We start from the raw sequence: 26,570 nt of genomic DNA, 5'->3' as shown, positions 1-26,570 counted from the left end.
AAAAATACAAAGGGCCAACCAGGCCCTTTGCAAAGTTTTAAGCTATAAATTTAGCTCCCAGAAGAATGTATAAATTAAAATAGTATCAAAAAAATCTGTCAGTTCAGGTTCAATTTCTTTTAAAGTATCTGGTCTTGTCAGCCTTGGTGGGATATAGTTTATAAAGTCAGTAGCATGGTAATCATAAAAGTTTAAATGGGGTGAAGGCTGGATTAAAGTAAAATGCAAATTACCAGTTAAATTAGTATCCAGTGGGTAAAATAAAGTATCTGAATTAAACTGCCAGTGATCTATTCTGGAGGCTAAAGTCTCAGGTACAGAGATTAATCTGAAATGAAAATATTCTATATCTCTATTTAAATAACCTTCAATAAGATCTGCTTTAGTATCAGTTATTTCAATAGCATTAAAATCTCTGGCTGTTAAAAAATCATTAATAGCCTCAATCACTAATTCTGTCTCATTACTATGAACTAATTCCTGATCAATCAGTTCCATCTCAGCGAAATCCCCGGGAGATGCAAAGAAGTAATCTGGATGTTCAAAGCCACGCTGGCGGTTAATAAAAGCTTCTCTAGTAATGGAAAAAACATTGTCATTCCAGGTATCATTAAAAGCTGGTTCTGCTGGTAGAGGCATTAAATCCAGAAAATTACCAGATGAGCCTGTCTCAATTATCATCTTCTGAATAATCATCTCTTCATTACCATTCCAGATAAGTCCGACTTCCTCATTAAACTCAGAGATCTCTAAATCATCCAGTGGAATTAAAATCCTGGCCTGAACTGGAGCACCAACAACTAAGACCAGCAAAAGAATCAAACCTGATATTACCAGCCTTTTCATAATAATTACCCCCATTCTATTTTTTGTTAACTCTTAAATTAATTATACCATTATTTCATTACAGGGGCTCTAATAAAATACAGGTCTATTTTCTTATTTTAACAGAATAGTCAGGCTAAAGAATTTAATGTAGTTAAACTGGATTTTATAACCAGTTAATTATCTCTGCTAACATCTTATCGATTATATAATGATTTAAATTTTCATAGGACACCAGAGATATCCTCTCCTCGTCCTCATATGTCTCCTTAGCCGCCTGATAATACTCTTTCTGGGCCTCTATTGACACAGAGCTATCAGCATCACCATGCAGGAGCAAAATAGGCCTATCATTGATTTTATCAAGGTTATAATAGGGGTCATAGTCTTTAAGGGAATAGCTAACATTATCAATAACCAGTTTATCCTTGATGGGCTGATTAAAATCAATCTCATCCAGCCAGAGATCTCTGGTTTTAAGCCAGGCTGAGGAGCCATTAATATTTATCATTCTGGAGATTTCCTGGTTATCTGTAAAGACACCGGCAGCAATAAAACCTCCCATTGAATGGCCGGCGGTAATAATAGGTTTATCTCTGCCTATATAGTCTATTAATTTTTTAGATTCCAGGATAGACCTAATTAAAGTTTCAAAAAAGTAATTGGCCAGTAAGTCTTCGCCATTTCCAGAATTAAAATCAAGCTTATTTCTCTGGCCATGGTAAGGTGCATCTGGCAATATCACTCTATAGCCATGGCTGGCCAGGATTTTGCCTCTAAAAACCTGATTTTCTTTCCTCGATGACCAGCCGTGATAAAATATTATATTACCCTTAAATTCTGGTGGTGAAATTTCTATGCATGGTATATCTGAAATATTAATTTCAGCTATCTCTAAACTATCTATTAATTTATTGAATCCCACAATATCTCTTCCTCCTCTGATATCCTTCAATTAGCTCTAATTAAAAATAATATCTCCTGCCGCTGCAATCTCAACATCTGCCTTACAATTATCAAGTAAATATCTCTGCCCCTGAAAGCCTGTACAATTTTTTAATCCAGAATGCTATCCCATGTTCAGCTATTAATTTTTTCTGATTCACCCGATTGGCTACTAAAATTTTTATTTCCACTGGTTTCTCTCCTTTTAATATATTACTAAGCTATTTTAAATCACCAAAAATCTGGCTGAATTCTATAGAATTAGTGACTTCAGTATTTCCAAAGATAAAATCTATTATTAAATCAGCTAAACCTGAGTAATAAAGGACAGTTACAATCATTAAAATTATAAAGATAATAATAAATAACTTCTCCTGTTTATCTTTATAAAAGATAATGAATCCCCCCTTTATTCACCTCTAAGAGTATTTAAGACCTCTGGCCAGTGTTCGGCATCTGCCCTGGCAGAGCCTTTCTGGTTGCCGCCATAAATATAGTGCCCAATCTTATCTCTATTAGCTGTCGGCATATATGGAGTAATAATGGTATGGCCGGCTTCTTCAAAAATTAAGTGCCTGAAACTCTCATGGTGGTCATATTCTTCAAGCCTTTTTTCTGCAGGCTGCAATAGTTTTTCAGAATCCCACATCTTATCATCTGCACCTGAGACCATTAAAATTGAGCCGTCAATATTTTCAACCTGAATAGTTGCTGCATCAACAGTTTGGTTATCAGCCTCCTCTAAAGCCTTTGTAAAAAAGGAAGCAAATCCATGCTCATATGCATTACTGTAAACTTCATAATCTCTTAAATTTGGAATATAGTCAAGAGGTTTATCCTGATATGACCAGGAAGATCCAGGAGAAATAGCCGAGCCTGAACTTCCTTCCATTACTACACCACTGGGTACCATAGCTACAACATTTTTAAAGATATCAAATTTGCTGCCTGCCAGTAGAGCCAGCTCTCCACCTTTAGAAACCCCATAAAGGCCTACTTGATCTCCATCTGAATAATTATTTTCTATTAGCCAGTTACCTGCATCTTCAACAATTTCAATGGGGACTTCAACTAATTGGTCAGGTAATTCATTATGGGGGCCAAAATATTGAATCGCCAGTGCATTAAAACCATGTTCAGCCAGCATTAATGCCCTTAATTTTGCTTTCTGACCCTCGGATCCATGGAGAACTACAACACCAGGGGCAGTTTCAGAATCTGGAGCCTTAAAGAGTTCCCCAATCAGACTGCCATCATTAATTTCTCTGGTCTCAATATCTGCTATACTATAAGTTCTATTAATAGCTGACTCTTTAACCAACTGATTATTTTTCTTTAGCAGGATTTCAGTATCCCAGCTATCTTTTAAATCATCTATTGGTGGATAATACATATCAGTAATTTCAGGTTCAGGTTCCATAAACTGAATTAATTTCATCATCTTATCTTCAGCAATAAGATAATCTTCAGTTTCTGGTATAAACTCTTTTTGATTAATCCATTCTTCTCCCTGGTGATCCTCTGCCCTAATTATCAATTCATATGATTTTTCAGGTTTTAGATTTAAAATCTCAGCCTCAAATTCTTGATCAATCCGAACTTCTTCTGGATGATCTATTATCACCTGATCAGACACCTGGCTGGCCTGGATTCCAGAATTCAAATATATAATAACACTTATCAATAATATTATGAGCATTAATGACTGCATAAATTTTTTCATTATTTTAGCCTCCTATATTATTGGTTATTAAGTTTTAAAAACCTTAAGACTTCTGGCCAGTGGTCAGCATCTGCCCTGGCATAACCTTCCTGACTACCTCCCATATAATACGATCCTAAAACTTCTAAATTTGCAGTCGGCAGATAGGGAAAGCTTATAGTATGACCGGCATCTTCATATATTAAATGTTTGAATTCATAGGGATGTTTATATTCATCAAGCCTTAATTCAACATATTTTTGGAGTTCAACTGAGTTCCACATTTTATCGTCCTTACCAGAAACCATTAATACCGGGCCATTAATATTTTCAACCGATACTGTTGCTTGCTCGATCTCTTTTTCAGTGGCCTCCTCATAGGATGCAGAATAAAAGGGCTCTAATTCCTGGATAGGACCTGAGGGAACTACTTCATAATCCCTGGTATAGCTTATATAATCAATTGGTTCATCCTGATAAGACCAGGCAGCTCCAGGAGAAATTGCACCCATGGCAATTCCCTCAAATACCAGACCAGATCCTGCTATCACAACTGTGCTCCCAAATATATCAAAATAACTGGCAGCAAGTAGAGCAAGTTCTCCACCTCTGGAATTACCAATTATTCCAAGCTGATCCCCTTTAATCCAGTCATGACCAAGCATCCACTCTCCGGCCTCCGCAATATATTCCAGTGGGACCTCAACTAAATCATCAGGAATTTCTGGTTCCATCCCAAAATATTGTATTGCCAGAGTTGCTATCCCATTAGATGCAAGCATATAGGCCAGAGAATCAGCCGGCGAAGGCTCTGAACCATGTAAGACCAGGGCTCCTGGGACACCTTCTTTTGATGGTGGCTTATATAAGTTTCCAATTAAATCAGGATGATCAATATTAATTTCCTCTACTTCAGGATCACCTAGCCAGCGAATAATTTGTGAGCTTGCTATAGTTTCGCCTTCTTCCTTAATCAAAATATCAGTCTCAAAACTTTCTCTAAAATCGACTGGTGGAACAAAGGGTTCTTCATAATCAGAAGTTGTCGGCTCCATTAGCTGAATTAATTCCATAGTTGAATCTCTTTCAATAATAAAAGTTTCACTTTCTGGTACAAATTTTTTCTGATTCATCCATCTTTCGTCAGCTTCATCATAACTAGCAAGCTTAATTTGATATTCCTGACCGGCCTCTAGATTTAAAATCTCAACCTCAAATTCCTGATCAATCCGGACTTCTTCTGGATGTTCAATAACTGGCTTATCCTCGTTAGCTATAGCCCCTGTAGACAAAACAAGAACCAAAATTACAGCCAGATATAAATGCAACTTATTTAACCTCATAATTTTAACCTCCAGGATTAAATTAATAAAATAGCACTTTATTAAATAATTAATTATCCCGGATAAAATTCCTGCTTTTTCATAAAAATTTCAAAAATAATATAAATCAATTCAGAATTATCTAATGCAAAAATTCAATAAGTGCTATTCCGGCAATAACCCCAACAACTATGCCGACAATTGCTGTATGCCCGGTTGTCCGATCATGGCAGTCAGGAATTAATTCATCATAAACAATATAGAGCATGGCTCCCCCGGCAAACCCCAGGGAAGACGAAAGAAATATTGGAGAGATACTACCAAATAAGCCACCTGTAAAGGCTCCCAGGCCCATAGGAACTCCTGCCATAATAGTATAAATTAAAACCCTGATCTTACTGATCCCGGCCATACCTAAAGCTGTTGCCACAGCCATTCCCTCTGGGAAATTATGGAGTGCTATTAGGATTGCCAGGCCAATCCCTATATTTCTATCAGCAACATAACTGGCCCCAATTGCAATACCTTCAGGTATATTATGGAGGGCAACTCCAAAGGCAAGTAGAATTCCCATCTTTAATAATTTCTGCTCCTGAAACATTTTCTCTGTTAATTCTCTGCCTGCTTCCTGCTGATCAAAATGATGATGGGGAAAGTTAATATCTAATAACATTATTAAAACTGCACCTAAAACAATACCAATCAGGGCAGATAACAGAGTCCCCTCTTCAATAGCCTCTGGAATCAATTCTATAAATATAATGGAAGTCATAATACCGGCAGCAAAGGCCATTAACCAGGCTAAGGCATCATCCCTTAATCGCTTAACCAATAAAACTGATGCGCCTCCTGCCCCTGTCCCGATTGCACCACTTAGCAAACCTATTATTGTAACTGTCAACAAATTATTCATATTTAAGTAACCATCCTTTATTAATTAGATTATATAAATACTTTAAATAAATTCACCAATAACAGAACTAAAAAGGCTGCTAGAATACCTCTTTTATGGGTCTTTTCTAGCTCAGGTCTATTCTTTTCTGGAATCCGTTTTGAACTGGCAGTCAGGTTTTCAGCATAGAAAATATTAAGATCATAGGTAGATACAGCCATGATTGAAGCCGCAAGAATTTCATGCAACCCTGCCTGGCCAACGATTGCCAGAGATGGGGCCATAGCTATCTCCATCGGAACTGCAAAAGAATTAGTCCCAACAGTTAAGCCATATAAAACCATCCAGGCCAGTGGAATTAAATAGCCATAGGGAAAATACTTAACCTTCATAATAAAATTCCCTAAAAGTATAAAGCCAAAAACCCCGATATAAAATACAGCATAATAGATATAATCCTGGGCAGATTCCAATAATGAGAGGTCTCTGGTTAAATAATTGATAATTCTAATATCCTGTAGAACCCCCTCAGGCAAAAGATAATAGCCAATCACCCAGCTTAAAAAGAATAATATCAGGCCAAAATGGAATAGGGTAAATAAGCGGATATATATTTTATCATGATCAAATCCTCTAAAAAACTTCTTAAGTATAAACACTCAGCGAACCTCCTGAATTTTAATAAATCAATATAATTATACTATATTAAGCAAAAAAATAAAAATCCCATGATGCCTTTAAACACCATGGGCTAAAACTTTGTGAAATTTGTTAAGAGATACCGCTTGGTAACCGTCGGGTAACCGGCAGGTCCAGTCTAAAATTCTTATTCATCATCAAGGGAAACAGATTCTTCAACTTCTTTTGTAGCCTTTTTTAATTCTCCAAGTCCTGAACCAATAGCTTTACCGATCTCAGGGAGCTTACTTGGACCAAATATAATCAGCACAATCACTAAAATAATCCCTAATTCAGGGGCACCTAAACCAAACATTTAACCCACCTCCAATTTTCTAATTATATATTTCTGGTAATCTAAAGATTTCCACCTCTGCTCCTGATTCTACAGGCGGTGAACCAGCTGGAATATCTATAAAACAGTTGCAATCAAGGGTTGTCTTAAGTACTCCAGGACGCTGATTGCCCTTGCTCAATTTAACAATATTTCCTTTTTCGGTCCTTACAACCCAGGCCCTCAACATTCTTCGGGTACTGCTTGATTTATTGAAATCATCAATAAAGATAGCCTTCTCTTTTCTCAAGTTTTCTTTCTCCAGACCATTAATTTTAATCAATGTCGGCCTGACCAACAAATCAAAAGTCGTAATACAGGCTGCTGGATTTCCTGATAAACCAAAGATTATAGTATCATCCAGGCGGCCGCAAACTACCGGGGTTCCTGGTTTAATTGCAAGTTTCCAGAAGAATATCTCAGCTCCCATCTCTTCCAGTACTTCCAGAATTAAATCCTTTTCACCAACTGATACTCCACCAGTTGTCACTAAAAAATCAGAGCCTGGGATTAATTCAGCCAGCCTATCTCTTAAAATATCCTTCTCATCAACAGCAACCTGGCTATTAATGACTTTAGCTCCACATTCCTTTAATCTGGTTGAGATCATATAATTATTGCTATTATATATCTTGCCAGGTTTTAATTCCTGGCCAACCTCCTGCAATTCACTGCCAGTAGTTAAGACCGAAACTTCTGGTTCTGGCAGGACTAAAACCTCTTCCAGGCCCATACTGGCAAGGACTCCTAAATGTGGCGATCTTAAAAGAGTCCCCTTTTCACAGAGCAGCTCGCCCTGCTTGATATCTTCACCTGCCGGGGCATAATTCTGGCCAGGTTTTAAAGTTGCCTTAATCTCAACTTCCTCATCATTCCAGTCAGTCCTCTCCTGGCGAATTACAGAATCTGCCCCCTCTGGAATCGGAGCACCGGTCATTATCCTGGCTGCCTCACCAGGGCCAATTTTCTTCACTGGACTATCACCAGCATATAACTTGCTCACAATTTTAAGACTTACCGGCGTTTCAGTGCTGGCACCAGTTGTATCCTCTGCCCTGACTGCAAAGCCATCAAGTGGCGAACGATCAAATGGCGGCTGGTGCATTGGAGCTCTAACATCTTCAGCCAGCACCCTGCCAGAGCTATTTACCAGTTTTACTGTCTCATTTGAAAAACTTTTTAATTTATCAGCTACCAGTTCACAGGCAGCCTCTAACTCTATCCGCTGTTTCATATTAGATTATTAGCCTGCCTTTCTATAAATCATCTAAATTCATTTATCTATATACTATATTCTTTAAGAAATTAACTTTTCCTGCTCACAAACTAAAAAAGCTAATATATTCACATTTTAAAAAGAAAAAACCTGCAGATAAAACTCTGCAGGCAATTTCGAGTAATTATGCCTTTAAATCAAGCTCTCCAGTTTTAACCTTTTCAATTAAATCCTTAACCTTATCTTCAATGATATCCCGGGTCTCCCTAAAGACCTCAATCGGATGGCCGGCTGGATCATCAAGACCCCAGTCTTCCCTGAACTTACAGGGAATATAAGGACATTCAACATTACAGCCCATAGTTATTAGAATATCCAGCTCACCAGGAATTTCTTTTAAAAGCTTTGGATACTGATCGCTAATATCTATACCCTTCTCTGCCATTGCCTCAACAGCATTAGGTTTAACCTCTGGAGCAGGATCTGTCCCGGCACTGTAAACTTCAAGTATATCGCCACCATAATCCCTGGCAAAGCCCTCTGCCATCTGACTCCGGCAGGAATTGCCTACACAGATAAATCCAACTTTTATTTTTTCCATAATAGCCTCCTTATATTTAACCCAGTTCTTGTATTTAGCCTGTAACCTCTCCTTTAAACCAGTGCTTCGTTCTATTGGCTATACCGACTAGCATCAGCATAACTGGAACCTCAACTAAGATACCAACAACTGTGGCCAGGGCAGCTCCTGAAGTTATCCCGAATACAGAGATTGCTGTAGCAACAGCCAGTTCAAAGAAATTACTGGCACCTATCATCGAGCCTGGAGCGGCTATCTCATGCTTATGGCCAAAGCCTTTAAAAGCAAAATAAACTAAGAAGAAGATAAAGAATGCCTGAATTGTAATAGGTATAGCAATTATTAATACATGCAGGGGATTATTAATTAATGCATCACCCTGAAATGAAAAGATTATTATTAAAGTCAGTAATAGACCAATAATCGTAACATTATTTAATTTATCTAAAAATACATTCTCAAACCACTCTATCCCCTTATTTTTAATTAAATATTTTCTAGAAATATAGCCTGCAACCAGAGGGACAACAACATAGAGAACAACCGATAATATTATTGTATCATAGGGGACTGCAAAATCAGTAACTCCTAAAAGCAACATTACAATCGGGGCATAGGCAAACACTAAAATTGAATCATCCAGTGCTACCTGTAACAATGTATATTTAGGATCACCATCAGTTAAATAACTCCAGACAAAGACCATCGCCGTACATGGAGCCGAGCCTAATAAGATAGCACCTGCTATATATTGATTGGCCAATTCTACTCCTAAGAAACCACCAAATACCTGTCTGAAAAAGAACCAGGCAAAAAACGCCATCGTAAATGGTTTAATCAACCAGTTACTTATAGTTACAATTGTCAAAGGTTTGGCCTGATTTTTAATCTGTAATAGACTGCTAAAATCTATCTCTACCATCATCGGATAAATCATAAACCAGATCAAAATCGCCACAGGTATAGAAACCTGAGCATATTCCAATCTATTTAATGTTGCCGGAATTCCTGGAAGATAACGACCTATTAATATCCCTGCTACTATACAGAAAATCACCCAGACTGTAAGATACTTTTCAAAAAAACCTAAACCAGAAGACTGTTCTTCAATTTCAAATTCTTCTGCTACTTCATTTTCCATATCTATAACCTCCAATTATTCTAATCCTTAACCACTAACCCTATATATTACTATAACCGAATATACTAATAATGTCAAGATAAAATATCTCTTTTTGGTGATTATTTATTAAGTTAGTGGTATAATTATCTTGTAAGATATAAAAAGGAGGAGATAGCATGACTACAATCAATTCATGCCAGAGCTGTGGGATGCCACTGGCAGGAGCAGATAATCTCTGCGGGACAAACAGGGATGGGTCTATTAACAAAAATTACTGTAATTACTGCTATCAGGACGGGGAGTACACTTCAGATATTAGCATAGAAGAGATGATTCAAATCTGCATCCCCCATGTCGTCAATGCCAATAAGGAGATGGACAAAAAAGCAGCACAGGAGATGCTAGAAGAATATTTACCGACACTGGATAGATGGAAATAATTAAACCTGGTTTTCAAAAACCTCAATAAATTTCACAGCCAGTTCCGGGTCAAACTGACTACCAGCACAATCCTGAATTTCTTTTAATGCCTCTTCCTCTGTCATAGGCTCTTTATAGGGCCTGCCATTGGTCATAACATCAAAGGAATCAACTATTGTTATGATTCTGGCAAGAAGAGGTATATTTTCACCTTCAATCCCTCTGGGATAACCAGTTCCATCCCAGCGTTCATGATGGGATAATACATCCAGAGCAATATGGGAAAAATCATCAATCGATGAACAGAGCCTAAACCCTACAACTGGAAGTTGCCTGATCTTCTCCCATTCCTCCGCAGTTAAACTGCCAGGTTTTTTTAATATCGATTCAGGAATTGAGGTTTTACCGATATCATGGAGTACAGCCAGCAGGGATAGCCTGTTTAACTCAACATATGATAACCCAACCTTCTCACCTAATTTTATTGCAAGATCTTCCATCCGCCGGGCATGGGATTCAGTCTCCTGGCTCTTTTCATGTAAAGTTGAAAGCAAAGTTCTGACAATCTTATTTGTCGAACTCTTATCAGTCAATAATTTATCCTGATACATCTTATCCTCTGCATTATGAAGGACATCATAAATATCCACCTCAGAATCAAGCGAAGTATCAAAGCCAACAGCCAGAGATACAGGCAGGTTTTCTCCACCAGGAATACTTACTTCCAGATTTAAGTTTCGAATCTGGTCAATCATATTCTCAATTTTCTTTTCGTCAGTTGCCGGCATTAGAACCACAAATTCATCTCCACTCCAGCGAACTATCGTATCCTTTTCTCGAAAGATCTGCTGCAGAGTCTTAGAAACTTTAACCAACATCTTATCGCCAATTTCATGACCATAACTGTCATTAATAAATTTTAAACCATTCACATCAAGCATTAAAATACTAAAAAATTCATCGCCAGAATTAACCTGACTCAACTTCTCTTCCAGATAAGTCCTATTATATAATCCAGTTAATCTATCATGATAAGTCATATATTCAATCTTTTCCTGCTGCCTTTTTCTTTCTGTAATATCAATATAGATACCATAACCACCGACCAGCTCGCCCCCTACTATCACAGGAATCCCTCTAATCAGGCATTCTCTAGGATTTCCATATTTATCATAACGGGTCGCTTCGGTCTCAACCTGCCTGCCCTCTAAAAGTTCTTCAGTAACCCTTCGGTTGGCAGTACCTGCTTTAGAGCTATCCATGACATCATCTAAATTCATACCCTTAATTTCCTCTAGCTCATACTTAAAAACTTCAGTGAACCTATCATTAATATCAATGACCCTGTGCTGCTCATCTAATTTAGCCATCGGATCTGTACCAGTTTCAAAGATAGAGCTCAACCATTCCTGTTCCAGTCTAAGCTCTTCTTTAAACTTATATTCATCTGTTACATCTGAAAAGACCAGAATCACACCAGTAATCTCATTATTAAAATCCTTAATCGGAGCAGCAGAATCAGCTATCTGATATCTCTTGTCTGACTTACTAATAAGAGTAGTGTCATTGGCCAGACCAACAATTTTTCCTTCTTCTATTACCTTTTCAGCTGGGTTCTTAACTTTCTCGCCGGTTCTGGCATTTTCAATCTTAAACACTTCATTTAAATGCCTGCCCTTAGCCTCAGAATATGTCCAGCCAGTCATCTTTTTGGCAGTAAAATTCATCATAGTTATCCTGCCATTCATATCAGTAGTTATAACCCCGTCACCTATCGAATATAGAGTTGTATATAATTCATTTCTTGTATCAATTAATTCCTGTTCAATATTAATCCTTCTGATAATAGTTGCAGCATGGCTGCCAACAGATTCAAGCAGCTTTCTTTCCTCTGGCAAGAAATCAACATCTGGATTTTGCCCATTATAATATATCTCCACTTTAAGATAGTCCTCGCTAGAAAGCTTGACCTCTTCAACCAGCTTCTTACCAGCAGGTTTCTCTAACCTTTCAGAGATAATCAAATTATTATAAATTATCCTGCAACGGGCCAGTTCAGGATAGGCAAAATGCCGGGGCAAAATCTTAGTAATTTCCAGAAGCACATCCTCAAGCTCCATCTTATTCTCAAGAAGCAACTGGCTTATTTGATATATACAGGCCAGCTCCTTCACCCTTTCAGTCAGCCTCTTCTTATTAACAATCAATTCAAGATCAGATTCAATCATATCCTTAATAATCTCAAACGCCTTATCCAGTGATTTTAAATCATAATCTCGATCTTTATCCATTAAAATAATAGCACCAAACAACCTGTCATCTGGCCAATTAAGTGAATATGTAAAATCCTTGCTCCCATCTATAACTGTATCCAGAGCCGGAGGTTTCTTTAATTTATTCTGAGAAATCAAAATAGCAAAGAAATCAGGATTATCCCTTGTAATCGTAATAACATTCTTATCCAGTAAATCTGCCATATTCTTACTCGCACTTTTCCATCTATTCATAATTTCAACTGGAATATTTGAAAGATCTCGTTTATTATAAGGCATATTTTTGCCTCCTGCATAGCATTTTAAAATCATTCCATAAAACTGCTTACATATTCTATAATTAGAGATAAAAAATTATTTTCCTGCATGTTTTAATTAAATAAAAAAATCTCAACCAGATTTGTTAATCCAGCTGAGATTTCTAATAATCATATGACTATATTTAAAATAATTTTGATTAAATTATACCTATTTTTCTCCAGATCAAATTCGCTCTAAATCCGGTCGTTCTTCGGTCTGGCTTCGGTCTGGCTTCGGTCTGGCTTCGCTTTAGATTCGTTATAGCTTCGATATTGATTCGGTATAGCTTCGGTCTAGCTGTATTATATTTTCACTCTAATTACTTTCTAAACTAAAAAAACTTCCAACAAAAATTCTACCTTTAATTTATTATATAAAACTTATCTATATAAGTAAATAGGCGAGTAGTGCAAAGAAGAAAATATTTTATAAAACTTTTGCAGGAATAATTACAACTTCAAACCTAAATAATCTGCAGCCAATCAACAGTTTTGCCCCTGGCTAATGAGACTATCAATTAAAGGCTTTAAGACACCACTCTCAGAGGATAATAATAAATATTAAACTAAATTATATTTTTTATTGGATAAACTATTTCCATTCTAATACCCTCTGGATCAAATTCTGGCTCAGCTGGAATAGATACTAGCTCCCAATTATCTATGGCAATTTGTTTTGCAGATAAGTACAATCCAAGAGCATCCAGTATATCATCTCTGGCCAGATCTTTTCGGTAATAATCATTAAGAATAGAATCAACCAAATCCTGGATATCAGGCAGATAACTTTCAAGAAGCTCTAACCTCTCCTGGAAACCTTCCTCTGTCTTCTTATTAAACTCCATTTCCTTTTGATCAGCCAGTGCCTGAAAGACCAGCTCTGGATGGGCTTCTCTAAAAAGGTTATCAACCTCAGGTACAGATTGAATTAAATTATCAACCTCCAGGATCTTACTGGATATATTCCAGCTCTGCTTGCTTAAGCCTTTTCCTCTTACTTTTTTATTGATTTCATTTGCCTCTTCCCAGAATTCAGCATCTAGAGCCTGGCGACAGGGGGCAGGAAAGACACTATATTTTCTTTTATCCAGTATTTGCCTGGCCAGTTTATCACAGCGCCTCTCCTCTGGACCAGACTCTTTTAACCCTATTGGAATGTCAATCAAGGCCAGCTTTAGACCCTTATTATCCAGCCAGAGAGCCTCAATATTATCATATAAGTTATATCCCACTTTTCCATCATTACCTTCGCCAATCATAAACCAACCGCCACTACAACCATCTATTCCAAGATAATTCATGAACTCACTCCCTGCTATCACAACGTATTAAAAGCCCTGGTCTCCCAGGGCTTTAATGAATTAATATAAATATCTATTTTTCATCACTTAGAGCAAAGCCTTTCATAAACTGTTCCTGCAAGAGAAAGAATATAATCAAAGGCGGAATCAGTGCTGTTAAAGCACCAGCCATCGCCACACCCCAGTCCACTATCTGTTCCGGACCGGAGGTTGTCAACTGCTGCATCGATAACTGAACAACCTGTCTGCTTCTAGTTGTAATAATCAGCATCGGCCAGAGGTACTGATTCCAGACATAAACAAAAGTAATTACAACAAAGGCACCAATTGTATTCTTAGACATAGGTGTCAAAATCTGAACTAAAAATCTGACCGGGCCTATTCCGTCAACTCTGGCAGCCTCAGCTATTGATGTTGGTATACTCATAAAATGTTGCCTGAATAAAAAAGTCCCTGTAGCCGAGGCAAAAAACGGGACTGTTAGAGCCCAGTAACTATTAGCCCAGCCTATATCATTAACAATATCAAATAAAGGCACTATTCTAACTGGAACTGGCATTAATAATGTTAATAGTATAAAGAAAAATATTCCGGTTTTTATTGGAAAGTCATAATAGACCAGCGCCATAGCTGAGGTCAATGCTAAAATAATCTTAACAAATGAAACTACAGCTGCAATATAAAATGAGTTTAACATTCCTCTACCTACATTATATCTGTGCCAGGCTATAGTAAAATTCCGAACAAAGGCATTACCTGGCAACAATCTCGGTGGATACTGATAAATCTGTCCTGGAGATTGAGTGCTGGCAATAATAGCCCATAGTAAAGGTATCATCAATACTAAAACAGCCAATACAATTAAAATATGAATTATAATTTTCTTTAATGCTTTTCGACGCCGATATTTATTACTTGTAAGGTCTTCCCAGAGACTTGCAATATTATTGACCATAATGAACTCTCCTTCCTCCCAGTTTAAACTGAACTATCATTAAAATTGTTACAATACCAAACAGGATAAGAGATTGAGCAGCTCCCATACCTAGATTATCATACTGGAAGGCATCTCTATATAAGTTATAGATCAAAATATTAGTTGCATCAATCGGTCCACCCTGAGTCATGACATTGATCATACCAAATGTAGTAAAAAATGCGTAGATAAGATTCATTGTAAATAAGAAAAATATAGTTGGTGACATGATAGGGATTACAATCTTCACATATTTCTGGATAGGATTAGCTCCATCAATAGTTGCAGCTTCAAGCATATGACCAGGAACATTTTGCAGTCCGGCCAAAAAGAAAACTATGTTGTAACCTAATTGTTTCCAGACAGCTGTTAATGTAACCATTATAAATGCAAACTGCCTGCTGGAGACCCAGTCCGGTCTAATCCCAAATAATTCTCCTAGAACAAAATTTAAAATACCAATCGTTGGGTTAAAGATAAATAGCCAGATGACACCTGCAATCGCCGGTGAAAGTGCATAAGGCCAGATCATTGCAGTTCTAAAAAACTTACCACCTTTAATCTTCTGGTTTGCTAAAATACTCAATAAAAAGGCGATAGGCATTGTTAATCCAACAACCAAAAATGAAAAAAACATAGAAATTCTAAAACTATGCCAAAAACTTCTTGAAGAAATTAAGGTCTGAAAATTTTCAAGACCAACAAAAATTCTCCTGGCTCCCATAAAAGCAGTCTGATGTAAACTTGTTTCTACTGTTGCAATCATGGGATAATAGAGAAATAATACCAGCACAATCAAAGTTGGCATAAGAAATAGCCATGGCATTATTTTGCTCTTGAATTGATGACTCATTTATTTCAACTCCCGCTCTATCTAATATTTTATAGCTTTCAGTTTATAAAAGCCCGGGATTTCTCCCGGGCAATATCAATTAGCCTGGTTTATATTTAGTCTACTATTATACGTTGATAGTTACTTAAAATACCTTCTGAGTCTGCTTTAGCATCCATCAATGCTTCTTCTACAGTTTTCTCTTCTCCCCAGACATACTGCATAGCATCTGTTATCTGGGTTCTTATTTCAGGGAATGGACCAATTAAAGCTCCCTGAGTTGATGAAACTGACTGAGTATCAAGAAGCTGATCTAAAGCTGTTTTATGATTTGGATTTTCATCATACCAGCCTTCATCTTCTAGTATATCAATGGCATCTTCATGGACAGGGAAATAACCAGTTTCTTTATGCCATTCAGCCTGCTGTTCAGCACCTGATAAGAACATCACTAATTCACCTGCTGCTTCAAGCTCTTCAGCTGTATGTCCATCGATAACCCATAATGATCCTCCGCCTATAGTTGTTCCATGTCTTTCATAGTCATCATGAATTGGCATATAACCAGTCTTTACTGAAAAGCCCTGCTCTTCTGCAGAAGCTAATTTTGGAGCTATCGCTGCAGTTGAATCTATTGCTATACCAGCGCTCTCACTTGCAAAAATTGATCTTGATTCCTGCCAGGCCTCTACACCTGGGTTAACATATAAATCGTTCTGATAATTATAGTCCCACCATTCAAATATGTCCTGAGCTGCCTGTGACTCTAAATGTACAGAATCAGGTCTCTCTGTTCTACCATTTTCATGGTTGGCAAAATCCTGACCCATATTGGCCATCCATTGTTCAAAGAACCAGCTGTGTAAAGGCATTACCCAACCATAATCTGCAGCTCCACTTTCAACAATCTGCTCACTATGCTCAATCATTTCATCAAAGGTTTCTGGAGGACTATCTGGATCTAACCCTGCCTCTTCATAAATATCCTGATTTATATAAAGAATAGGATTAGAAGAGTTATATGGCATTGAATATAGCCTGTCATCTACATTATAATAATTTGTGACTGGATCTAAAAATACATCCCAGTCTACCCCTTCTAAAGTATCCTGCAATGGAACAAAAATATCCATATCAATAAGCTGTCTTGTGGAGATTTCAAAACTCTGAATTACATGTGGAGGATTACCGCCTCTATATGCTGCTTGTGTAGCATCCAGAACATCACGATAACTACCCTGATACTCAACATTTACATGAATATTATCATGGAGTTCATTAAAAGCTTCTACCTGCTCTTCAATCATGTCCTCTGTCATACCTGACATAGCATGCCAGTATTCAATTTCAATTACATCAGCAGCTACATCTCCTGCAGCAAAGAATACTAAACCAAGAACTAGCATTAATACGATTGTTTTACGCAATTTTAATATACCCCCTTAAGTTTTTTAAAAAGCACTTCTTTAATAATATTATGAAAATTAAAAACCAATCTTAAAAGCTATCTCCACCCTCCTTTCATTAGATATTAATGAAATTAGCTTTCAAGTAACTTCATTATATAGAATCTATTTAAAACTTCTATTAAATAGATTACTATCTCAAGATTAATATATTGTAAAATTGATGTTAATATTATGTTAAAAAACCTATAAAGACAAAAATATGGCTCAAACATCATAACTCTCAAGACATAAAAATCCCTGGTGATGTTAAAGCCATTCTCTTATCTCTGACTAATATATTCTACTGATTTAATTATATATATTAGAATTATAATTGTCAAGTATTGTTACATGTTTAACGACTATAAGTCCAATAACTACCAGAGACTCTTTTCCCCTGTAGAAATTGCAAAAACTCCCTGGTCAACAAGGTCATCGACTTCCTCTTTAGTTCTAATTAAACCACCGGCAATTATTGGACATGAAATTCTTTCATCTATCCTTTTAATTAAGTATGGGGCAGCTACTCCAGGCAGAACCTCAATGGCTGATGGACTATTATTATCAAGCATACTTCTGCCAGTTCGTAAAGCTTCAGAATCCAGTAAAAATAATCTCTGAATTCCCATAAGATCATATTTCATTGCCTCTTTAACCAGCTGGCCCTTTGTCGAAATAATGCCATCGCAGAGTTCATTATAGGCCAGATATTTAACAGCTTCTTTATCCCGGCCAAGTCCAACCATTAAATCTATATGGATAAAGACAAGCTTATCATGATCCTGAATTTTTTTAACGATCTCATCCAGCTTCAAAATACTAATCTTCATAATTACTATTGCATAAACATCACTTTTTAAAGCCTTCTTTAAATCCTTCTCATTTCTAACTGCTGCAATCACCGGGTTTTTAGAAAAATAATGACTTAAATGTCTCATTCGACGCCTCCTAAAATAACCTTAAATTAAGTATCTTATCAGTAGTTTTAAAATGCAACTTGGCCACCTGGTTTAACTCTTCCTGGCCATGCTTCTTAACAAATTTCTGGCCAACATCGATTATATGATTGGCCGCACCTTTAGGCAGTTCAATCTCATATTCATCTGATAGCTGTTGGAGTTGAGACACAAACTCTGCCCTGGCCAGAATGCTTGCAGCTGCCACAGCTAAATTGCTTTCAGCCCGAACTCTCTGCTCAAGCCCTATCTCCTTGCCCTTCTCCATCAGGGCATTCTCAATCAAATATTTTTTCGCAAATTTATCAGATAAAGCATTATCACAATTAACCTTATCCAGCAAATTCTCAATAACCCGGGCATGACCCCAGGCCAGAATTTTATTCAGGTTGCCAATTTTCTTATGTAATTGATTATATCTAGGATTTTTAATTGTAACTACTGAATATTCGCAATGCCTTTTAATCCTGACAGCCAGCTTCTTAATTTTCTTATCAGATAAATTCTTGCTATCGGCAATACCATAACCGGCCAGCTTTTCAGCAACCTCTTTATCAAGATAAACTCCGGCAATAACCAGGGGGCCAAAATAATCGCCTTTACCGGATTCATCGACACCAATCAAACTTTCATAGCCATCAAGATTATAACCTGGCTCAACTTCTCTGTCATTTCCATCTCCTCCAGATCCAGCTGCTTTCCCTTTTTTATAGGCAGCAGTCTCTGCTCTCCGGATTAGCTCAGCAATTTCATCATCCTTAACCTGAGAAAGGTCAAGCCTGGTCCCTTTCTTTTTGCTCTCAAAAATCCTGACGAGCTCAGACTTCCCCTGAAAATTCACCTTGAACTGAAGACCGTAATTTATCTCCTTATAATTTTCAACATCAAACCCCTGGCCGAGGAGATGAAATCTCATCTCCTCAAATAACTCAAATTTATCCACCAAAACCACATCCTATTTCACTGTATCTATTCTTTAAAACAATATTCCTCTATTTCTTTCACATATTGCCTGTATAAGTTCAAAGCATCATCAATACTTTCATAAACTATTTTATCAATTATCTCATCATATTCATGAACAATTCTATTCCTGAGCCCTGCTGATGGAGCAAGGTTTTCAGCAAGTTCAGAACTAATTATATTTAATCTACCTAAAATAATAAACGAGTCGTAATAAGTTTCAGGAGGCTTTCTGCCAGCTTCAATTATCAGATGACCATTAATATCAGTTGCAGTCTCTACGATCAACTGAATTAAACGCTCAGTAGTCCTGCTTATAAAGAAATTCTGCAAATACTCCTCAAGACTATATTCTTCAATTTCAGAAAGTTCATCCAGAGATTGAACCAATTTACTTAACTTCCGGCGGATTAACTTTTCGTCTGTCATCTTTTCTATCTCCTTTTATAAAGCTTCTGATATAATCTTTTTCTAAGTCATAAAATTTACTGGCATCCTGATGTTCCTTCATAGCCCTGACTTGAAATCTTCTGAAAATCCCTGAATCTCTTTCATATATAGCTTTTCCATTTTGAGCTACTTTAAACTTTAATAAAGGACTGGCAAAGTTTAGAATAGAGAGATCTATCTCTCTTACTTTTCCAGCAAAAATTTTAGATAATTCATTCTCCAATTTGGCTAAAAAACTCATATCCTGATAATTTTCTAAAGCCTTGCCCTCATTTAGAAAAACCCCTATATCTATATCACTATCAGCAGTCATTTGACCAGTAATAGCCGAACCATAGAGTACAATTAACTTAAATTCAAATTTTTCAGCAAGCTCATTAAGTTGCTCCTGTGAAAACTCCATGGTTTACCGCCTCCGCTTATAAATTATATTTTTCCTAATTAATGTAAATTACCCTCACGATGGACAACATCATAAGCAAACAATGCATAACCAATTTCAGCAACTGTAAGCTCAGTATCAGCTGCCAGCCTTCTAACGACATCAATAATCTTTATGTAATCTTCAGGTTTAAAGCTCTCTTTCTCTTTCACAAAATACCCCAGTCTCCAGAGCGTCGCCCAGACCCTGGTATCAATAACACAATGAACCTCATCATCCAGGCTGGTCAAAATTGCTGATGCAGTTGGGGTGCCAATACCAGTTAAACTTGTATAAAGAGCCAGCTGACAGAATTCATCATCTAAATTATAGGCAACCTCGGTAACCTTTTCCACCCTGGCATCAGGATTTTTCTTAACATGATATGAGCTCCTGGTTGAATTAAGATGGGCCAGATCATATAATTCTTCCTTGGTCAGATAACCTTTATCATGATACTTCTCCCCGATTTTCTCTAACCCCTCAGGATAAAGCCCTGTCGTCTCATCATATTTTTCTAAGTATTTTTCATAATCAATAGTATTAATTGTCATCCCCCCTAAAATCAACCTGCCTATATCTATAATATCACCACAGACTGTTATTATCAATTGAAGTAACAACCTTTTAATTATCTAAAAAATAATCTCTAATAATTTAATCATAGTGCTTTAATAATACTAAGATACGAAAAAGATAAACCCCTGTATTCACAGGGGCAATAAATAATTCTTATTGGCTAGCTTAATTATAATATAAACAGATCAACAAAATCCATTACAGCCAAATGATTCAGAAATCTTCTTAGAGTATTCTTTAATCACCGGCTTTAGAGATTCTACTTTTTCTTTGGTCATCCGCATAGTTGGGCCTGAAATACTAAAAGCTGCTATAACCTCTCCTGTATGATCGAAGATTGGTCCAGCAATACAGCGAATCCCATATTCCTGTTCCTCATTATCAATTGCATAACCCTGACTTCTAACCTTTGCTAAATGCTTTTTGAACTGTTCCTCATCAGTAATTGTATTCTCAGTAAGCTTTTTTAAACCTTCTTCCCTGATTACTTTATCAACAACTTCACGATCTGAATAGGCTAAAATTACTTTGCCCAGACTTGTACTGGAAGCATGATTCCTTCTGCCAATTTTTGAATACATCCTAATTGTATTTTCACTTTCAACTTTATCAATATATACCACCTGATTATCATCTAAAACCCCGAGATGAACGGTTTCTTCAGAGATATTCATTAGCTCTCTTAAAAATGGTTTAGCATCTGAACGTAAATCAATATTATTAATTACTGAACTACCTAATTCAAACAATTTAAATCCTATTTTATACTTTTCATGATTATCTTTCTTAACATAGCCACGATACCTTAATGTAGCCAGCAATCGATAAACAGTGCTTTTATGAAGCTTTGTTCTTTCACTAATTTCAGTTACACCCATACTTGAACCTTTTTCAACTAATAATTCCAGTATATCAAAAGCTCTATCTATGGATTGAATTAACTGATCTGGTTTCTTGCCCATTAACATTCACCTACTTATACTTATTATTTATACAATGGCCCTAAATTATCACAGGCCCTGTAATCCGCACCTTCCTGATCTTTAGTTCCAAAAGAACTCCAGAAACTTGGCCTGAATACCCTCTGATTTTCAACATTATGCATTGAGACCGGTATCCTTAACATTGAAGCCAGGGTTATTAATTTATCTCCAATATGACCATAACTAATAGCTCCGTGGTTGGAGCCCCAGTTATTCATAACCTGATAGGCATTTTCAAAGGGGAACTCTCCGCTTAGCTTTGGAGCAAACCAGGTTGTCGGCCAGCCCGGGTCTGTTCTATCATCCAGCTCTTTATGAACCTCATCCGGCAGGTCAATAGAATAACCTTCAGCAATCTGTAATACAGGTCCTAGCCCTTTGATAATATTAATCCTGCTCATTGTCATTGGCATGCCGCCCTCTGACTTATACTTGCTGGAAAAACCACCTGCAGGGAAATAATCCCTTGAAGCAGGACACCATCTAGTCGCATCCAGACAGGCCTGAGCCTCATCATCAGAAATCTCCCAGTAGGGTTTCATTACAGGGTTGCCATTCTCATCTTTTTGCTTGCCAGCACCATCTAATGTAGCCGGTCCTGAATTCTTAAGATGAATAATTCCAGTCTCTGCTTTTCCTGATAGCTCATAGCCTGTTGCTTTCTTAACCGATTCCAGGCTCCAGTATGTCCGCACATCTGAGAATATCTGGGCTCTATTAGATAAAAGATGGTTAAATAACATTGAGATTCCATTTAGAGAATCATTTTCTGTTGCCAGCAGGTAAGGCTGTCTGATACCATTCCAGTCAAAGGATGAGTTAAGAATCGCCTCTGTGAAGTCTCCAGTCGGCATATGATCTGTCCAGTGTCTTTGCCCCTGAAAACCAGCTGCTATGGCATTATGGCCATGGGCTTCCTCTTCATAACCCATTTCTTTTAACTTTGGATTGCCTACCATTAAATCCCTTGCAATTAAAGTCATCTTAACTACTGTCTCCCAGGTTTTATCCTTTTCAGCCTCAGATGCCTTAAATTCCTCTGGATTATAATCCTTGCCTTCCTGGCAGTTTTCCTTAGTCCATTCTAAAGCTTTCTCAAATTCATCTTTATCATAAATATCATTATTTAACCTTCTAATAACTTCTGACATATCAACATATTCTGTCCGCATGCCTAAGTAGTCTTCAAAAAATTCATCTTTAATAACAGAACTGGCTATACCCATTGAGACTGAGCCAATCGATAGATATGACTTCCCCTTCATTCTGGCTACTGCCAGGCCTGCTTTTGTAAATCTTAATAATTTCTCTTTTACATCATCAGGGATCTCATTTAAATCATTCTGAATATTCTTGCCATAGATCGGATAGATCGGCTGTCCCTTCTGATCATGGGCTGATTTTAAGGCTGCCAGGAAGACTGCACCTGGACGCTCAGTTGCATTAAAGCCCCAGACTGCTTTAGGAATCTCTGAAGTTGTATCCATTACCTCTGAGCCATAACACCAGACAGGGCTTACTGTAATCGATACTCCAACATCATTCTTTTTAAACTTCTCCTCAGCAGCTCTGGCCTCGGCTACTCCCCCGATACAGGTATCTGCTATAACTGTTTCAACTTTAGCACCATTTGGATGCCTCATATTATTTTCTATAAATTCAGCAGTCAATTTAGCCATCTTAATAGTTGTGGCCTCTTCAGTATCTCTAACAGCTTTCCGGCCATCAATTGCTGGCCTGATTCCAACTTTCGGAAGTTTAGCTTGATATCTATTTCTAACTTTTATCTCTGACATACTTTAACCTCCAGGCATATTATATATCACTTAAAATTTCCATTTCTTCTTTCAATTTTGGGTATAACTCTTTATACTGTTCAAATAACTTATCATAAACCTCTTTATTATCCTTATCGGGAATAAAGGTCTCCTCAAACTCTATCCAGTCGAGTAATACTTCCGGGCTATTAAATACTCCGGTTCCAAGTCCTGCCAGGACTGCATCTCCAAGAGGGGCTTCAACATCATTTTTAATTATCTTCACAGGAAAGCCAGTAACATCGGCAATGATCTGCGGAAAGATATCTGATTTAGTTATTCCGCCAACTAGTAATAATTCTTTATCAAGTTCTATCTGGTCATTATCCACCATTATCTCCATATTATGCCTTAAAGCATAGGCCACACCTTCCATAAAGGCTTTAAATATATGGCCTTTGGTATGATAGAGGCTTAAACCTAAAATATTACCTCTGGCCTGACTGTCCCAGATAGGGCTTCTTTCCCCCATAAAATAGGGTAGCACAATTAAGCCTTCAGAGCCTGCAGGGATATCTTCAGTCTTTATCTCAAGGAGCTTATAGGCATCTAACCCGAGTTTTTCTTCTGTATTTAACTCTTCCTGGCCAAATACATCTCTAAACCACCTGATAATAGCTCCTGCAGTTGCTGCCCCGCCAAAACTATAGACCTTATCCTGGGCTTCGATAACATTGGGCATGCTAACTAGTTTTGAAGAAAGATTGGTCTTTTCAGTGACAAATCCCCAGCACATTGAGGTTCCTATCATGGCAACGTGATTACCTTCAAATACAGCTCCAGCACTTAATGTAGCCACAGCTGCATCAACACCGCCTGCTATTACTGGGGTGCCTGGCTTTAAACCTGTTTCTTCAGCAACAGCCTCAGTGATTTCTCCAACTATTTCATCAGAACCAACCAATTTCTCAGGCTGTTTATCAACAGGAATCCCTAATTTATTACACATCTCTTCCGACCAGGTTTTTTTATTGATATCAAATATTCCACCGATATTGCCTGCAGAAGAATAATCGACTGCAATTTCACCAGTCAGTTTATAGATTATATATGCATTTGGGGGCAGAAAGAGGTTGGTATTATTCCAGATCTCAGGCCAGTTATTCTTTATCCAGAGCATCTTGGTATAGCCGTAATATGAATCGACTGTATTGCCTGTTATCTGATAGAGATTATCTAAATCAAGATTAGTTTTCACCCAGTCTGTCTCTTCTTTAGCTCTTCTATCCATCCAGATTAAGCAGGGAGCTAATGGTTCAATCTTATTATCGACTGGTATTCCAGCCCCACCATAAAGGCTGCTTATTGCAATACCTTCGATATCATCTGGATTAACATTATTTGCTGAGACTATATCCTTTATTACTTTTTTAACTGCATCAAGCCAGACTTCAGGCCACTGCTGAGCCCAGCCAGGATTGGGCTGTTCAACTTCATAGCCATGATAACTACTTGCCAGCTCTTTACCATCTTTATTTATCAAGATTCCTTTAGTTCCCTGGGTTCCTATATCTATGCCTAGTAAAAGGATATTAAAAACCTCCTATCAATATATTTATGAGGCAGGATACAATTAGCCTGCCTCACTTTAATTAACTATTTATTATCTGAACTCCAGAGCTAACTCCAATTCTATCTGCGCCAGCTTTAATCATTGCCAGTGCATCCTCTTTAGTTCTTATACCTCCTGATGCCTTTATTTTAAGATCATTATCTGTATTCAAATCAGCCAGAAGTTTTACCACTTCCAGACTTGCTCCACTTTCGGCAAAGCCAGTTGAGGTTTTAATATAATCAGCTCCAGCTTCATAAACCAGTTTGTTTACCTCTTCAATTTCTTCAGGATCTAATAGACAACTTTCTATGATAACCTTCAATATAAAATCTTGATCAAGCTTATCCTTTAATTTAACTATTTCATTTATATCTTTAAAAATATAATCTCTATCATGATCTTTTAATGCTGATATATTTATAACCATATCTAATTCTTCAGCACCATCTTTTAAAGCCTTTATTGCTTCTTGAACTTTGCTTTCAGTATTGGTATTCCCCAGTGGAAAACCAACTACAGTTCCAACTTTAACATTAGATCCCTTAAGTTCATCTACCATGGTTTTCACATAATAGGGAACGGTAAATACCGAGTAAAAACCATATTCTTTTGCTTCATTGCATTTATTTATAACCTGATTCTTATTGATATCCTGACCAAGAAGAGTATGATCCAACATTTTTGATAATTCATGATTTTCCAAAATCAACAACCCCTTTTATTTAAACAACCTGACTATTTAGTGTTTTATTTTCAAAGAAATCTATTAAATTCTCTGCTGATTGAACCCCCATTTTATCAACTGCTTCATCTGTATGGGCTCCCATATGAGGGGATAAAATTATCTTATTATTAATTTTAGGATTATCATTAATAATATCAATTAATTTTTCATTAAAAACATCTAAAGCTGCCCCTCTAATCTTATCATTTATAAGAGCTTCAATTAAATCATTCTCATTTATAACTCCACTTCTTGCTGTATTAATTAATATAGCATCAGTTTTCATCATATTAAATTCTTTTGAACTTATCATGTTTTCAGTCTTACTATTTAAAGGTAGATGACAACTAATAAAATCTGATTCTTTGATTAAATTTACAAAGTCAACATATTTCACATTATATCTGTCGGCAAATTGATCGTCCTCATTAATATCACAGGCCAGTACATTCATATTTAAGCCTTTTGCCATTCTAGCAACTGATTTTCCTATTTTTCCTAAACCAAGAATCCCAATTGTCCTGCCGTTAACTGTATTACCAACAATTTTACCCTGATATTTTTCCTTGGTTTTTTTGTCAGCTTCAATTATTCTCCTGGAATGAGCAAATATATAAGTAATAACTAGCTCAGCAACTGATCTTGAATTAGCAGACGGAGTATTTGTAACAGTAATATTATTATTTTTAGCATAATCGAGATCTATATTATCTGTACCAACACCATACTTAGAAATCACCTTAAGTTTATTAGCTTCCTTTAATACATTTTCATTTAAAGGATCTGTGCCAATTATTACGCCATCCACATCTTTAATTAATCTCATCATCTGAGTTTCTGAATAGTTCTCCCCTGTATCATTTATAAGCAACTCAAAACCTTTACTCTTTAAGATCTCAATTGGTTCTTTTGATATTGACGCAAATGATCGGGGTGTAATTAATATCTTCAATAGA

The 26,570-nt window shown here is 36.9% G+C and carries 26 protein-coding genes; 1 reads left to right on the top strand and 25 read right to left on the bottom strand.

Annotated features, from left to right (window positions below):
* Window positions 1–42: 42 nt before the first annotated feature.
* The 10 genes from I0Q91_RS00835 to arsB all read right to left on the bottom strand — a co-directional run bounded on the left by I0Q91_RS00835 (window position 43) and on the right by arsB (window position 9,635).
* Complete coding sequence (locus tag I0Q91_RS00835) at window positions 43–846, bottom strand: hypothetical protein (RefSeq protein ID WP_270452250.1); 804 nt, start codon at window positions 844–846, stop codon at window positions 43–45.
* A gap of 145 nt (window positions 847–991) precedes the next feature.
* Window positions 992–1,750: an alpha/beta fold hydrolase gene (locus tag I0Q91_RS00830; protein WP_270452249.1), complete on the bottom strand. Its 759-nt coding sequence runs from the start codon at window positions 1,748–1,750 to the stop codon at window positions 992–994.
* A 429-nt stretch (window positions 1,751–2,179) separates the two neighbouring features.
* Window positions 2,180–3,493 carry an acyl-CoA thioester hydrolase/BAAT C-terminal domain-containing protein gene (locus tag I0Q91_RS00825; RefSeq protein ID WP_270452248.1) on the bottom strand — a complete coding sequence of 438 codons (1,314 nt, stop codon included), beginning with the start codon at window positions 3,491–3,493 and terminating at the stop codon, window positions 2,180–2,182.
* A gap of 17 nt (window positions 3,494–3,510) precedes the next feature.
* Window positions 3,511–4,815 (bottom strand): acyl-CoA thioester hydrolase/BAAT C-terminal domain-containing protein, encoded by a 1,305-nt coding sequence (locus I0Q91_RS00820; RefSeq protein ID WP_270452247.1) that lies wholly within the window; start codon window positions 4,813–4,815, stop codon window positions 3,511–3,513.
* A gap of 121 nt (window positions 4,816–4,936) precedes the next feature.
* Complete coding sequence (locus I0Q91_RS00815) at window positions 4,937–5,707, bottom strand: ZIP family metal transporter (RefSeq protein ID WP_270452246.1); 771 nt, start codon at window positions 5,705–5,707, stop codon at window positions 4,937–4,939.
* Window positions 5,708–5,736: 29 nt separating this feature from the next.
* Entirely contained in the window at window positions 5,737–6,345 is a 609-nt protein-coding gene (locus I0Q91_RS00810; RefSeq protein WP_270452245.1) for a hypothetical protein, read from the bottom strand.
* A 167-nt stretch (window positions 6,346–6,512) separates the two neighbouring features.
* A complete protein-coding gene (gene tatA, locus I0Q91_RS00805; protein ID WP_270452244.1) occupies window positions 6,513–6,680 on the bottom strand; it encodes a twin-arginine translocase TatA/TatE family subunit in 168 nt (55 codons plus the stop codon).
* Between the two features lie 19 nt (window positions 6,681–6,699).
* Complete coding sequence (locus I0Q91_RS00800; RefSeq protein ID WP_270452242.1) at window positions 6,700–7,932, bottom strand: molybdopterin molybdotransferase MoeA; 1,233 nt, start codon at window positions 7,930–7,932, stop codon at window positions 6,700–6,702.
* A 166-nt stretch (window positions 7,933–8,098) separates the two neighbouring features.
* The gene (locus I0Q91_RS00795; protein ID WP_270452241.1) at window positions 8,099–8,515 is read right to left on the bottom strand and encodes an arsenate reductase ArsC; all 417 of its coding nucleotides are present in this window, start codon (window positions 8,513–8,515) and stop codon (window positions 8,099–8,101) included.
* A 34-nt stretch (window positions 8,516–8,549) separates the two neighbouring features.
* Window positions 8,550–9,635: an ACR3 family arsenite efflux transporter gene (gene arsB / locus I0Q91_RS00790; RefSeq protein WP_270452240.1), complete on the bottom strand. Its 1,086-nt coding sequence runs from the start codon at window positions 9,633–9,635 to the stop codon at window positions 8,550–8,552.
* 158 nt (window positions 9,636–9,793) lie between these two features.
* On the opposite strand from arsB, the gene I0Q91_RS00785 reads away from it, so the two are divergent.
* Entirely contained in the window at window positions 9,794–10,057 is a 264-nt protein-coding gene (locus I0Q91_RS00785) for a zinc ribbon domain-containing protein (protein ID WP_270452239.1), read from the top strand.
* Here the strand turns inward: I0Q91_RS00785 and I0Q91_RS00780 are convergent, their stop codons facing one another.
* The 15 genes from I0Q91_RS00780 to I0Q91_RS00710 all read right to left on the bottom strand — a co-directional run bounded on the left by I0Q91_RS00780 (window position 10,058) and on the right by I0Q91_RS00710 (window position 26,566).
* Window positions 10,058–12,589, bottom strand: a complete 2,532-nt coding sequence (locus tag I0Q91_RS00780; RefSeq protein ID WP_270452238.1) for an HD domain-containing phosphohydrolase — start codon at window positions 12,587–12,589, stop codon at window positions 10,058–10,060.
* A gap of 586 nt (window positions 12,590–13,175) precedes the next feature.
* A complete protein-coding gene (locus I0Q91_RS00775) occupies window positions 13,176–13,910 on the bottom strand; it encodes a DUF429 domain-containing protein (RefSeq protein ID WP_270452237.1) in 735 nt (244 codons plus the stop codon).
* Between the two features lie 73 nt (window positions 13,911–13,983).
* Window positions 13,984–14,865: a carbohydrate ABC transporter permease gene (locus I0Q91_RS00770; RefSeq protein WP_270452235.1), complete on the bottom strand. Its 882-nt coding sequence runs from the start codon at window positions 14,863–14,865 to the stop codon at window positions 13,984–13,986.
* Entirely contained in the window at window positions 14,855–15,739 is an 885-nt protein-coding gene (locus tag I0Q91_RS00765) for a carbohydrate ABC transporter permease (protein WP_270452233.1), read from the bottom strand. The genes I0Q91_RS00770 and I0Q91_RS00765 overlap by 11 nt, the downstream gene beginning before the upstream one ends.
* Before the next feature lie 95 nt (window positions 15,740–15,834).
* A complete protein-coding gene (locus I0Q91_RS00760) occupies window positions 15,835–17,145 on the bottom strand; it encodes an ABC transporter substrate-binding protein (RefSeq protein WP_270452232.1) in 1,311 nt (436 codons plus the stop codon).
* A gap of 398 nt (window positions 17,146–17,543) precedes the next feature.
* Complete coding sequence (locus I0Q91_RS00755; protein WP_270452230.1) at window positions 17,544–18,104, bottom strand: glycerol-3-phosphate responsive antiterminator; 561 nt, start codon at window positions 18,102–18,104, stop codon at window positions 17,544–17,546.
* A gap of 10 nt (window positions 18,105–18,114) precedes the next feature.
* Window positions 18,115–19,065, bottom strand: a complete 951-nt coding sequence (gene rnhC / locus I0Q91_RS00750; protein ID WP_270452228.1) for a ribonuclease HIII — start codon at window positions 19,063–19,065, stop codon at window positions 18,115–18,117.
* A gap of 26 nt (window positions 19,066–19,091) precedes the next feature.
* Complete coding sequence (gene hepT / locus I0Q91_RS00745; protein WP_270452227.1) at window positions 19,092–19,514, bottom strand: type VII toxin-antitoxin system HepT family RNase toxin; 423 nt, start codon at window positions 19,512–19,514, stop codon at window positions 19,092–19,094.
* Entirely contained in the window at window positions 19,477–19,938 is a 462-nt protein-coding gene (mntA, locus tag I0Q91_RS00740) for a type VII toxin-antitoxin system MntA family adenylyltransferase antitoxin (protein ID WP_270452226.1), read from the bottom strand. The genes hepT and mntA overlap by 38 nt, the downstream gene beginning before the upstream one ends.
* Window positions 19,939–19,976: 38 nt before the next feature.
* A complete protein-coding gene (locus I0Q91_RS00735) occupies window positions 19,977–20,510 on the bottom strand; it encodes a hypothetical protein (RefSeq protein WP_270452225.1) in 534 nt (177 codons plus the stop codon).
* Between the two features lie 210 nt (window positions 20,511–20,720).
* Window positions 20,721–21,497 carry an IclR family transcriptional regulator gene (locus tag I0Q91_RS00730; RefSeq protein WP_270452224.1) on the bottom strand — a complete coding sequence of 259 codons (777 nt, stop codon included), beginning with the start codon at window positions 21,495–21,497 and terminating at the stop codon, window positions 20,721–20,723.
* Window positions 21,498–21,520: 23 nt separating this feature from the next.
* Window positions 21,521–23,314: an L-fucose isomerase gene (locus I0Q91_RS00725; protein ID WP_270452223.1), complete on the bottom strand. Its 1,794-nt coding sequence runs from the start codon at window positions 23,312–23,314 to the stop codon at window positions 21,521–21,523.
* Window positions 23,315–23,333: 19 nt separating this feature from the next.
* Window positions 23,334–24,866 (bottom strand): FGGY-family carbohydrate kinase, encoded by a 1,533-nt coding sequence (locus tag I0Q91_RS14370; RefSeq protein ID WP_345790926.1) that lies wholly within the window; start codon window positions 24,864–24,866, stop codon window positions 23,334–23,336.
* A 61-nt stretch (window positions 24,867–24,927) separates the two neighbouring features.
* Window positions 24,928–25,593: a deoxyribose-phosphate aldolase gene (deoC, locus tag I0Q91_RS00715; RefSeq protein ID WP_270452221.1), complete on the bottom strand. Its 666-nt coding sequence runs from the start codon at window positions 25,591–25,593 to the stop codon at window positions 24,928–24,930.
* Between the two features lie 19 nt (window positions 25,594–25,612).
* A complete protein-coding gene (locus tag I0Q91_RS00710; protein ID WP_270452220.1) occupies window positions 25,613–26,566 on the bottom strand; it encodes a phosphoglycerate dehydrogenase in 954 nt (317 codons plus the stop codon).
* Window positions 26,567–26,570 lie beyond the last annotated feature (4 nt).

The sequence above is a fragment of the Halonatronomonas betaini genome (genome assembly GCF_015666175.1).
GTDB classification, from domain to species: Bacteria; Bacillota; Halanaerobiia; order Halanaerobiales; family Halarsenatibacteraceae; genus Halonatronomonas; species Halonatronomonas betaini.
The sequence above is the reverse complement of the archived record's forward strand: the minus strand, read 5'-3'. Positions and strand labels throughout refer to the sequence as shown.

Excerpts from the sequence above, each read along its gene's own strand:
- I0Q91_RS00735 (WP_270452225.1), bottom strand. The coding sequence starts at position 20,510 with ATGACAATTAATACTATTGATTATGAAAAATACTTAGAAAAATATGAT.
- I0Q91_RS00725 (WP_270452223.1), bottom strand. The coding sequence starts at position 23,314 with ATGTCAGAGATAAAAGTTAGAAATAGATATCAAGCTAAACTTCCGAAA.
- I0Q91_RS00800 (WP_270452242.1), bottom strand. The coding sequence starts at position 7,932 with ATGAAACAGCGGATAGAGTTAGAGGCTGCCTGTGAACTGGTAGCTGAT.
- tatA (WP_270452244.1), bottom strand. The coding sequence starts at position 6,680 with ATGTTTGGTTTAGGTGCCCCTGAATTAGGGATTATTTTAGTGATTGTG.
- I0Q91_RS00775 (WP_270452237.1), bottom strand. The coding sequence starts at position 13,910 with ATGAATTATCTTGGAATAGATGGTTGTAGTGGCGGTTGGTTTATGATT.
- I0Q91_RS00755 (WP_270452230.1), bottom strand. The coding sequence starts at position 18,104 with ATGAGACATTTAAGTCATTATTTTTCTAAAAACCCGGTGATTGCAGCA.
- I0Q91_RS00770 (WP_270452235.1), bottom strand. The coding sequence starts at position 14,865 with ATGGTCAATAATATTGCAAGTCTCTGGGAAGACCTTACAAGTAATAAA.
- I0Q91_RS00785 (WP_270452239.1), top strand. The coding sequence starts at position 9,794 with ATGACTACAATCAATTCATGCCAGAGCTGTGGGATGCCACTGGCAGGA.
- mntA (WP_270452226.1), bottom strand. The coding sequence starts at position 19,938 with ATGGAGTTTTCACAGGAGCAACTTAATGAGCTTGCTGAAAAATTTGAA.
- I0Q91_RS00825 (WP_270452248.1), bottom strand. The coding sequence starts at position 3,493 with ATGAAAAAATTTATGCAGTCATTAATGCTCATAATATTATTGATAAGT.
- hepT (WP_270452227.1), bottom strand. The coding sequence starts at position 19,514 with ATGACAGACGAAAAGTTAATCCGCCGGAAGTTAAGTAAATTGGTTCAA.
- I0Q91_RS00730 (WP_270452224.1), bottom strand. The coding sequence starts at position 21,497 with ATGGGCAAGAAACCAGATCAGTTAATTCAATCCATAGATAGAGCTTTT.
- arsB (WP_270452240.1), bottom strand. The coding sequence starts at position 9,635 with ATGGAAAATGAAGTAGCAGAAGAATTTGAAATTGAAGAACAGTCTTCT.
- I0Q91_RS00815 (WP_270452246.1), bottom strand. The coding sequence starts at position 5,707 with ATGAATAATTTGTTGACAGTTACAATAATAGGTTTGCTAAGTGGTGCA.
- I0Q91_RS00765 (WP_270452233.1), bottom strand. The coding sequence starts at position 15,739 with ATGAGTCATCAATTCAAGAGCAAAATAATGCCATGGCTATTTCTTATG.
- I0Q91_RS00835 (WP_270452250.1), bottom strand. The coding sequence starts at position 846 with ATGAAAAGGCTGGTAATATCAGGTTTGATTCTTTTGCTGGTCTTAGTT.
- I0Q91_RS00795 (WP_270452241.1), bottom strand. The coding sequence starts at position 8,515 with ATGGAAAAAATAAAAGTTGGATTTATCTGTGTAGGCAATTCCTGCCGG.
- I0Q91_RS00820 (WP_270452247.1), bottom strand. The coding sequence starts at position 4,815 with ATGAGGTTAAATAAGTTGCATTTATATCTGGCTGTAATTTTGGTTCTT.
- I0Q91_RS00780 (WP_270452238.1), bottom strand. The coding sequence starts at position 12,589 with ATGCCTTATAATAAACGAGATCTTTCAAATATTCCAGTTGAAATTATG.